This is a genomic window from Stenotrophomonas sp. (genome assembly GCF_031995405.1).
GTDB lineage: Bacteria > Pseudomonadota > Gammaproteobacteria > Xanthomonadales > Xanthomonadaceae > Stenotrophomonas.
The window spans coordinates 65,178-72,628 of record NZ_DAMAGC010000005.1 but is presented as its reverse complement, the minus strand read 5'-3'; the positions used below and the strand labels follow the sequence as shown (position 1 = coordinate 72,628).

At 68.1% G+C, this 7,451-nt stretch carries 7 protein-coding genes; 1 reads left to right on the top strand and 6 read right to left on the bottom strand.

Going from position 1 to position 7,451, the window contains the following annotated elements; all coding sequences use genetic code 11:
* The 6 genes from RTO53_RS01900 to RTO53_RS01875 all read right to left on the bottom strand — a co-directional run.
* Positions 1-279: hypothetical protein (locus RTO53_RS01900; RefSeq protein ID WP_312236201.1), on the bottom strand; the 279-nt coding region annotated here is incomplete at its 3' end.
* 189 nt (positions 280-468) lie between these two features.
* Entirely contained in the window at positions 469-1,785 is a 1,317-nt protein-coding gene (locus tag RTO53_RS01895; RefSeq protein ID WP_312236197.1) for a sorbosone dehydrogenase family protein, read from the bottom strand.
* Entirely contained in the window at positions 1,782-2,198 is a 417-nt protein-coding gene (locus RTO53_RS01890; RefSeq protein ID WP_312236196.1) for a DUF2231 domain-containing protein, read from the bottom strand. Before RTO53_RS01890 ends, RTO53_RS01895 begins: the two co-directional genes overlap by 4 nt.
* 61 nt (positions 2,199-2,259) lie before the next feature.
* Positions 2,260-3,201, bottom strand: coding sequence for an alpha/beta hydrolase (locus RTO53_RS01885; protein ID WP_312236195.1), 942 nt, complete (start codon positions 3,199-3,201; stop codon positions 2,260-2,262).
* A 203-nt stretch (positions 3,202-3,404) separates the two neighbouring features.
* Entirely contained in the window at positions 3,405-4,886 is a 1,482-nt protein-coding gene (locus tag RTO53_RS01880) for a serine hydrolase domain-containing protein (protein WP_312236194.1), read from the bottom strand.
* Between the two features lie 43 nt (positions 4,887-4,929).
* A complete protein-coding gene (locus RTO53_RS01875; RefSeq protein WP_312236193.1) occupies positions 4,930-5,472 on the bottom strand; it encodes a hypothetical protein in 543 nt (180 codons plus the stop codon).
* Between the two features lie 187 nt (positions 5,473-5,659).
* Here RTO53_RS01875 and RTO53_RS01870 point away from each other — a divergent pair, with 187 nt between their 5' ends.
* Positions 5,660-7,447, top strand: coding sequence for an FAD-binding protein (locus RTO53_RS01870; RefSeq protein WP_312236192.1), 1,788 nt, complete (start codon positions 5,660-5,662; stop codon positions 7,445-7,447).
* The last annotated feature ends 4 nt before the right edge of the window (positions 7,448-7,451 follow it).

Below are 7,451 nucleotides of genomic sequence, written 5' to 3'. Positions count from 1 at the left end.
CAACGCGCCCTGCAGACGGGGTCCGAGGATCGGCGCATAGGCATCGTTGAAGAAAAACGTGAGCGCCTCGCCCCAGACCACATACATGCTCTCGGGCGACGCCAGCATGAGGTTGACCGCATTGCGCAGCGCGCCGGGCCAGGTCTCGACCGCACCTACCGGGGTGGCGTGCCAGTCCATCGCACGCACCTGCTCGGCGACGACGCCAGTGCCGGCCGGGAACCGCCCGAACGCAGCGCTCACGCGCACCGCTCCGACGACGACGCCAACATCGCGCACGGATACGCGGCGGGGAATGAGGGGGCAGACGACATCGAAGCACCGAATCTTGAGCGGAAGGCGTTGCAGCACGCGGACATGAAACGACGGGCGCCAGGGCGCCCGTCGGATTTCGGTCAGCAATTTACGCCAATTGTGGCAATTCCGCGTCAAGGCGAGGGGCGTTGCCGCGCCGACACCCTGTCCGGTTCAGTTGGGTGCGGCCGCCGCCGTTGCCGGGGTCACCCGCCAGACGGTGTTGGCGAGGTCGTCGGCAATGATCAGCGCCCCCCGCGGATCCACGGTGACACCGACCGGGCGGCCGCGTGTCTTGCCGTCCTCGCCACGGAAGCCGGTGGCGAAATCGATCGGATCGCCGGCCGGTCGGCCATTGCTGAAGGGAACGAACACCACCTTGTAGCCGGCCGGCGGGTTGCGGTTCCAGCTGCCGTGCTCACCGACGAAGGCGCCATCGGCGAACGTGGCGCCCATCGCCGGGGCCGAGAACGACACCCCGAGTGCGGCTACGTGCGAGCCCAGCGCGTAGTCCGGTGCGATGGCCGAGGCCACCTTCTTCGAGTTCTGCGGCATCACGCGGCGGTCGACGTTCTTGCCCCAGTAACTGTACGGCCAGCCGTAGAACGCCCCTTCGCGCACCGAAGTGAGGTAATCGGGCACCAGGTTGGGGCCGATTTCGTCGCGCTCGTTGACCACCGCCCACAGCGCGCCAGTGCCAGGCTGGATCGCCAGCGCGGTGGGATTGCGCAGGCCGGTGGCAAACGGTTTGTGCGCGCCGGTCGCCGCGTCGATCTGCCAGACCTGCGCGCGATCGATTTCAACGTCCATGCCCCGTTCGGTGATGTTGCTGTTGGAGCCGATGCCGACGTACAGATAGCGGCCGTCGGCGCTGGCAGCCAGCGACTTGGTCCAGTGATGGTTGATCGCCGCCGGCAGGTCGGTGACCTTCACCGGCGCCGCGCTGGCCCTGGTCTGCCCGGCCTGGTAGTCGAAACGCACCAGTGCATCCTGGTTGGCCACGTACAGCGCGCTGCCGATCAGCGCCAAGCCGTAGGGCGCGTTGAGCTTGTCGGCAAACACGGTCTTCATCTCATACACGCCGTCACCATCGGCGTCACGCAGCAGGGTCAGGCGGTTGCCGCCCTTGACCGGCGTGGTGCCCTTGGCCTTGATCTTGCCGGCGATCACGTCCTTGGGTTTGAGCGCAGGTTCGCTACCGCCCCGGCCTTCGGCCACCAGGATGTCGCCATTGGGCAGCACCAGGGTCTGGCGTGGAATGGCCAGATCGGTGGCGATCGCGGCGATGCGGTAGCCCTTGGGGACGGTCGGCACCTTGTCGCCCCAGGCGGTCGGCGAGGCGATGGTCATGTCCGGCATCAGCCCACGGTGTGGCTCGGGCAACTCGGGCGTGCCCCCGATCTGATGGAGCTGGGGCGCCTGCCCGCCACAGGCAGCCAATGCCGCCGCCAACACCGATACCGATATCCCCTTGATCATCTGACGGTTCATCGTGCACCTCCCACGCGCAGGCTGGAAAACCCGATCCACGTCGCCACCAGGGCCAGCACCGTGCAGATCACCGACAGCACCAGCCCGGCCGGCATCACCGCCCACGCATCGCGGGCGTGCTGCAGGCAGTTGACGAAGCCAACGCCCCAGGTGACCGCCAGGACGACGGCATAGCCCAGGTTGCGACGGCCGCGAACCAGCCCGACGATGCCGCAGACGAGGGCCAACGTGGTCATCACCATCGCGCCGACCAGCAGCCACGCAGCGAAATTGCTCCACTGGGGTTCGTAGGTGCCCCAGTAGGCGTAGTCAGCCAGGAGTGCGCCAAGGAACAGCGGCAGCACGCCCCCGAGCACGGCGGCGTGGAAGGGATGGATGGCCCACGGGCGGGCCAGGACGACGGTTGAATTCACGGCAGCCTCCAAGGTAGGGGTCGGCCGATGGTGCCATCTGCGCGTGATGGGCGATGTGAGGCTAGAGCACCTGGATGTCCTTGAGCCAGTTCTCCACCAGCGCCGGCCAGGATGACACCGGATGCCCGGTCGGCCGCACGCCGAACGCGTGCCCTCCCTTGGCAAACAGATGCACCCCGGCGGGCACGCCGGCTGCATCGAGCGCACGGGCATAGACGGTGCTGTTACAGATGTTGTCGACCGGGTCGTCCCAAGCCTGCAGCAGGAAGGTGGGCGGCGCCTGATCGGTGACAGGCAGGCCGGGGTCCAGGGTGTCCCCCGCGCGGCACAAATGCCCTGGATAGAGCGCAATGGCAAAGTCCGGGCGGCTGCTGACCTCATCCACCGCATCGACCGCACGGTAAGCAGACTGGAGGATGTTGCTGGTCTGCGCGACCAGATAGCCGCCCGCCGAGAATCCGATCACGCCGATCCTGTGGGGGTCAACGTTCAACCCGGGCGCACGCGCACGCACCATCCGGATCGCCCGTTGCGCGTCCTGCAGCGCAAACGGCACCGGCGGGGTGATGTGGCAGTTGCAGGCCTTGTTCCAGTAATGGTTACCGCCCGGCACACGGTACTTGAGCAGTACGCAGGTCATGCCCCGCGCGGTGACCCAATCGCAGGTCTCGGTGCCTTCGATATCCATCGCCAGGATGCTGAAGCCACCGCCGGGGAAGACGAGGATCGCCACGCCGGTGTTGGCGCCCTTGGGAGGCAGCACGGTGATCGTCGGCGCACTGACATTGGCGATGGCCAGATAGTCGTGACCGGTCTTCGTCCTGACTGTCGATACCGATTCGGGCGCGGGCCGTGCCTGCGGCGTGTCCGGCGGGCCGTTGGGCCACAGCGGCACCTGCACCGATCCTGCGGGCGGCACCCAGCCCGGCCCCTCGCCCGCAACAGCAGCGGCCGGGAGCAACGACATCAGGGCAAACAGCACGCCCAGCAGCGTCTTGCGCATCCCTTTTCTCCAGCATCGAAGAGTCTTCTCACTGCGCAGCCACGCCTCGGGCTCGGTGCAACCAACGGCCTGCAACGCTGCGGTGAGACGGGCGCGACGCGCGATGTTGTCTACGAAGTGGACCATGGACGCTTTTTGTTCTGGATGAGGTTGCGGTGGTTTTCGCAGGGAATTCCAGCGGGCCGGTGCGTACGCGGTCACGGTCACTTGCGCGCGCCCACATAGGTGTTCGCGCCACGCAGCAGGTCAAAGCCGGACACCCGACCATCCTCGCCGCGCTTGAACGCCACGCTCATGTCCTGCGCGGTCATGAAAAAGCGCGTGCTCGATTCGGCAAACAGTTCCATGCGCTGCGCGCCGAACAGATCGCTCTGGAAGTAGAGGCGATCCCCCTCGGCAAGGATGGCGGCCGGATGATCCTCCAGCGTGTAGGCCCCGGCAGCGGCCGCATTGAAGGCCACATCCGGCGCCAGCGCGGTTTTCTCCACCCTGCCGAACTCGGGCCAGCCGTATTCGGCCGAGATGCTGCCCAGCAGCTCGGCGATCAGTGCCGCGCCATTGTCGCTGTTGGTCAGCACCACCACGCCCTGCCCGGTATGGGTGTAGCCATACAGCTGCGCGCGGAAACCGTCGGTGCCCCCGCTATGGCTGAAACTGCTGCCCGGGCCCATCGGTTCGACGTAGAAGCCCAGCCCGTATTCGCCCAGGCCACGGGTCAGCAGGGTCGCGGTCATCGCGCTGGACAACACCTTGCCTGAGTGTCCGCCCTGCGCCTGCTGCACATCGATCACGATCCGGGCCAGGTCCGCTGCGGTGGTCCACAGGCCTGCCGCCGCCGATTCGGGGTAGTCATGCCAATGCCCGGGCACGGCCGTGCCATCGCTGCGATGCCCGGTTGCCGCCCTGGCCTGCCAGGCCTGCGGCAGGGTCAGCGCGTACGTGCTGTCACGCATGCCGAGCGGGCCCAGCACGGTGCGCTGCATGAGCATGTCGAACGGCGCCTTGCCGGCCTCGGTCATCATCAGCTGCACCACGCTGAAGCCACCCCCGGCGTAACGCCACAGCGTGCCGGGGGTGGCATCCACGCGGATCGGGTCGGAATTGGCCGGCGGCACCCCGTCGAGCACCTGCAGCAGCGACGGAATGGCCTCGCCCTGCGCGTAACCGTGGAAGCCGTGCACCGTCATGCCCGCCGAATGGTTGAGCAGCTGGCGCAGCGTGACCGGGGTGGTGCGGGTGAACGTGTTGTCGGGAATCTTCCAGGCGTGGAGCGCAGCATTGGCCGGCGCATCCAGTGACAACAGGCGTTGCTCGACCATATGCAAGGCGCCCATGGCACTGACCGCCTTGCTGACCGACCCGGCCTGGAACAGCGTGGTCGGGGTGGCAGGCTGGGCGGCGACGGTGGTGGTGGCGGCATCCAGCACGCCATAGGCGCGCACCCACTCGACCTTGCCGTGGTTGACCAGCGCGATGCTCACCGCCGGCACCTGATGGAACGCCATGCGCTCGCGCAGCGACCAGCTCACCGCCGGCATGCCCCTGACCGTCACGGGTGTGGTCAGGCCGCGTTCAACGCGGTCGATGCGGGCCAGGATAGCCGGCGGCTCCGCTGGCGCGCCGGCCCATGCGTGGGACGTGAGCACCAGCAACAGCGCGCACAGGACGGGAGAGCGTGGCGTCATGTCGTGGCCGATCCGACGCGGTTCAAGGCGTGAATGGACTGCATCAGCGTCGTTGCCTGGCCTGCAGCCGCTCGGCCAGGATCACCTCCATCGAGGTGTCGTCCAGTTGCGCGCGTACCGCCTCGACCACGGCAAGGAACTGCTTCTTCTGGATGACATAGCCGATCACGAACACCACCGGCAGCAGCAGCAACGGTGCCGCGCTGGGCCGCAGGGCGATGATCGGAACCAGCGCCAGCACGAAGGCCACCGGGAACCAGTTGCACAGCCCGAGCACGCGCACCTGGTTGCGCGCGGCGTCGACGACGATCAGCCCACGCATCAATGGATAGTAGCGGCGCTGGCCGAACCCGAAACTGCCGCGAAACGCGACCCTTCCATCGGGGAATCGATGAAACGCAAGCGTCGTGCCCTGATCGGTGGCCAGGTCGCGTTCCAGGCTGCCCGGCGTCAGCCGCGCCCGTGCCGTGCTCGAGGCGGCGATGCGCCGGTCGAACACGGTGATGCCGCACACGAAGTACGGGCGATTCCAGGTGATCTGGAGCACAAGCTCAATCAGCAGCAGCGCGATCAACGCAATAGCCATCGGTCTTCCGTCAGTGGGGCCCAGCGCCTTCCCCGCGCTGTGCCGCACAGCATACCCGAGGCCCCGTCCCTCCCCGGCTACCGCTCGTCCCTTTGTCCCTCCCCTCGTCCCCAGGCCAATGACGACGGGCCTTCTGGGGCGCACAGTGGCTGCCACTGCTACCGGCCATGAAGGAAGGACTTCCCCGATGAAACGACGCGACTGCCTCAAGGCCAGCCTGACCCTGCCGTTGCTGCCGCTGGCGCTGAAAGCCGCTGGCGCGACGCCGACCGGGTGGGCACGGGCCCGGCCCGGCACGCCCGGCTGGCCCTCGGCGACCGACTGGGAGCAGTTGTCGCGCGCCGTCGGCGGCCGGCTGTCGGTCCCGCAGTCGCCGTTTCTTGGCGATGCCGCCGCCCGCAGCGAAGCCCTGGCGCAGATCAGCAACCCGTTCTACATCGGCGACCAGCCCGGGCTGACCCAGACCAGCGGCTATTTCGGTGCCTGGCGCTCGGTCCCCAGTGCGCAGATGGTCGCCGCCCGCGACAGTGCCGATGTTGCCGCCGCCGTCACCTTCGCGCGGCGGCACCGGCTGCGGCTGGTGGTCAAGGGCGGTGGCCACAGTTACCACGGAACGTCCTGTGCGCCGGATTCGCTGCTGGTCTGGACCCGGGCCATGAACCAGGTGCAGCTGCATGGCGCCTTCGTCCCACGCGGTGCCCGGCCGGGCACGCCGCCGCAACCGGCGGTAAGCGTCGGCGCCGGTGCGATGTGGATCGATGCCTATACCGCGGTCACCACCCAGGGCGGACGCTATGTGCAGGGCGGCGGCTGCACCTCGGTCGGCGTCACCGGGCTGGTCACCGGCGGTGGCTTCGGCAGCTTCTCCAAGGCCTTCGGAACCGCCGCCGCCAGCCTGCTGGAGGCCGAGGTGGTCACGGCGGACGGCAAGGTCCAGGTGGTCAACGCGGACCACGAACCGGAGCTGTTCTGGGCATTGAAGGGCGGCTGCGCGGCCAGTTTCGGCATCGTTACCCGGATGACCCTGAAGACCCACGCGCTGCCACACACCTTCGGCGGGGTCTCGCTCAAGGTGCAGGCCAACAGCGAGGCCAGCTGGCGCGCGTTGGCCGCCCAGGTGCTGCGCTTCTACCGCGATACGTTGTGCAACCCGCACTGGGGCGAACAGATCACCTTCGGCGGCGAGCGCGTGCTGTCCATCGCGATGGTGTTCCAGGGCCTGGACCGCGCGACGGCCGAAGCGACCTGGCAACCGCTGCTGGCATGGATCCAGGCACGTGCGGAGTACACCGTGCGCGAGCCGCTGCAGGCCCTGGCGATGCCGGCGCGGGACTTCTGGGACGCCGATTTCTTCCGTCAGCACGCACCGCAGATCATTGCAGAAGACACCCGCGCCGGGGCGCCGCCCACGCACATGCTATGGAAGGGCGACCAGGGCCAGGTCGGCTGGTTCCTGCACGGTTACGCCTCGGCATGGCTGCCGTCGGCATTGCTCGGCGAGGACCGCATTGAAAATGCCGCCGACGCGCTCTGCGCGGCGGCCGAGCACATGGACGTCGGGCTGCATTGCAACAAGGGCCTGTTCGGTGCGCCGGCCGACGCCCTGGCCGCCAGCGGCGCCACCACCACCCATCCGGCGGTGCTGGATGCCTTCGCCCTGGCGCTGATCGGCAATGCCGGCGGTCCGGTCTACCCCGGCTGCGGCGGTACGGTGGACGAGCCGGGTGCGCGCCGCGGCGCGCTGCGGGTGAATCGCGCCTATGCCGCACTGGGAGCAGTGGTGCCGCAGGCGCCCACCTATGTGTCCGAGTGCGACTACTTCCAGAAGGGCTGGCAGCAGGCTTTCTGGGGGCCGCACTACCCGCGCCTGCTGGCGGCCAAACGCCGTTACGATCCGGACGGCCTGTTCCTGATCCATCACGGTGTGGGCAGCGAAGCCTGGAGCGACGATGGCTTCGAACGACGCGCGAGTTGAAGAT